Consider the following 1,138-nt stretch of genomic DNA (forward strand, 5'->3'; position numbering starts at 1 on the left):
GAAAAACTGCTCTTTAAGCCTAAGGAGGCAGGTAAGTCGTTCGGCGATAAGGTGAAACTGGAGGATTTCCGCTGCGTCAGGGTGAAAAACAGGGATACGTGGTAAATAGCACAATAAACCATCCCATTGACGCAAGGAGAAACCATGCGCTATAGTCACTCTGCATCTGCAAATTCAGGTGCCGGGTGTAGGAACCCGCTGGAGTGACCGCGACAAAATGACACGCCGCGAGCGTGTTTTTTTATGTCGCAATCTAGCTACACCTCCATGGTGAGCTGGATGGGGCAGCCGCAAGGCTGGCCGGACGGTGATCCCGGTAGTGTCAACCCCATTCAGTTCACCACCAATATAGAGATTGACACCTCTGGTGGTGATAACATCAAGATCACTATTGGAGGTCATCATGACCACTCATACCAGCCTTGCTGCACCTAAAGTTACTATCCACGACGGTAAAGCTATTACCACCACCGATGACGTTGCCGCTTACTTCGGCAAACAACCGCATCATGTTGTACAAAAAGTAGAATCCCTTGAATGTTCAGAAGATTTTATCATCCGCAACTTTTCGCGAATGATAAAAAATGTACAACTTGCCAAGGGCGCAACACGTGAGGTCGTCTACTACGAAATGACTAAGGACGGCTTCGTCTTCCTCGTCATGGGCTTTACCGGCAAAAAGGCAGCAGCGTTCAAGGAAGCTTACATTGCGGAGTTTAACCGCATGGAAGAACAGCTTCATGGCGCAGTTGCCGTCAGCGGCGTAACCAACGAAATACTACTTACCCTTCAAGATAATAAAGTCATCAGCTCCCGGCCAATTGCTGACAACGAATATGTTGCCAGCCTCGATACATTGTTCGAGATTGCGCGTCGAGCTGACTATCTCGTCATACACAAAGACGATCTGATTAAAAAGCTCGGTAGCTAATCTAACCCAGTCATTCCGCCCCGGTATCGCGCCGGGGTTCCATTATCGTTTTAACCAGCGAGGTATACCTATATGCAAAATTTAACTATTGCACAAACAGTAACCATGTCTAGCCGTGAAATTGCGGAGCTGACTGGTAAGCGTCACGACCATGTTTTAAGGGACTGTCGAAAGATGCTTGAAGCGCTCAATATTCAATCTCCCCAA

Annotated in this window: 3 protein-coding genes; all 3 read left to right on the plus strand. The window is 48.0% G+C overall.

All coding sequences use genetic code 11. The features are described from left to right. The first annotated feature begins 6 nt into the window (after window positions 1-6). On the plus strand, window positions 7-105 hold the full coding sequence (locus QZ506_RS21680) for a DUF1187 family protein (protein ID WP_367273031.1): 99 nt from the start codon (window positions 7-9) through the stop codon (window positions 103-105). Between the two features lie 298 nt (window positions 106-403). Beyond that, entirely contained in the window at window positions 404-931 is a 528-nt protein-coding gene (locus QZ506_RS16305) for a Rha family transcriptional regulator (protein ID WP_291972499.1), read from the plus strand. A gap of 72 nt (window positions 932-1,003) precedes the next feature. Then, window positions 1,004-1,138: Rha family transcriptional regulator (locus tag QZ506_RS16310; RefSeq protein ID WP_291972501.1), on the plus strand; the 135-nt coding region annotated here is incomplete at its 3' end.

Source organism: Candidatus Symbiopectobacterium sp., assembly GCF_020054415.1.
Classification (GTDB): domain Bacteria; phylum Pseudomonadota; class Gammaproteobacteria; order Enterobacterales; family Enterobacteriaceae; genus Symbiopectobacterium.